The sequence below is a fragment of the Chryseobacterium sp. Marseille-Q8038 genome, assembly GCF_965111995.1.
This window is the reverse complement of sequence record NZ_CBCOPN010000005.1, coordinates 1-1,392: the sequence shown is the minus strand read 5'-3', so window position 1 is coordinate 1,392 and position 1,392 is coordinate 1. Positions and strand designations below refer to the sequence as shown.

At 30.2% G+C, this 1,392-nt stretch carries 1 pseudogene; it reads right to left on the bottom strand.

The window, feature by feature from the left end:
- Positions 1–1,392: pseudogene (locus ACWPWS_RS24920) on the bottom strand (hypothetical protein); the annotation flags it as partial.

Sequence of the window (1,392 nt, the reverse complement as noted above, 5' to 3'; positions counted from 1 at the left end):
CAATTTTATTTTTTTCGGTCTCTTCATTTAATAGACCGTTGAGTGATTCTATCTTTTTATTATTAATCTTCAATGTGAGACTTTCAATAACCAATTTTATTTGACTTTTTGCCCATTCCCCCATAAACCCCTTTTGCATAAAAAAGTCATTTGCTAAGAGGTCGTGTACATTTGCTCCAAAGGTTTCGTTGCCTTCTATATAAGGCTCTCCTTTGATTAATTTCAAAACAAAAGCATTCGGAATGTCTGATAAAATATATGGTGAGTGCGTTAAAAAAGTTATGTTTAATCCTTTAATGTGTTTTAAATTTTCAGGATTAATTTTACCAATATAATCTAATAGATCAGCAATATATGTCCTTTGCCATTCAGGGTGATAATAAAGTTCTATTTCGTCTAATATGATGTTGATATAGTTGTAATGAATTATTTTTTCGGACTCTTCTGCTTTTTCTTCCTTTAGCTGTTCAACAGAATTGAGGTTAATAAGATGATATACAATAGAACTAATACTATGTGTTTTTTGTTTTTCTCCAGAACTTAAAGAACCAAATGAAGAACCATCTTTTGGGACTATGTTAATATAGAAAAAAGAAGGAGGTGCCATCATAAAGGTATTCACCATAAATGATTCTTTTTTCTGTATCTCCTGTATCTTTTTTGACAATCCATCAATTTCTAAACTGAAAGGTTTTTTAAAATCGAGATTCGGTAACAAGGTCTGATAATATTTTAAGTAAAGAATAGCTCCTTTTACTTTGAAAACGGCGTGACTGTCGCTTTCTTTTATTCTTCTGATATACGCATTTATATTTTTTATATTTCTTTCTTTCGGTTCTCTATATCTTTTGAATATTTTATAATCAGAAAAAGCCATTTTAATGAGCTTCTTATGAATGTACGAAAGTGTAACATTCACAAATAAATCATTATTAAGTTGTTGTTCTGTTATTTTAAATCCAAAATGTTGCTGAAAGGCTTCAATTAATTTTTCTCTTACTGTTGAATCTATGGGCTCTTCTAGGGTTGCATTAGGATTAGGATTAGGATTGTATGACAGTTCCAAAGCAGATGCAATTTTATTGTTTACAATATTGCGTAAACTGTTTTCTTCTTGTCCTTCGGTTATAGGTTCAAGAAGATTGGCTAATAATCTTCTTGTGAGCAAATATTTTTCTTTATTGATGTCAATAATACCATCGGTTCGCATTGGATTTAATACAATAGGTGTCTGATATCCGTCGTTTTTGTGAAATAAAGGATTAATCCAATCTCCAATTTCTAAAGAATTCAAAGCAAAGTGAGAGTAATTAACAACTATCGTATAAAAGAACTGTTGTAAGTCATCAATGCTTTTAATCTCTTGCTTTGACACATTCGCGACAAACTTAT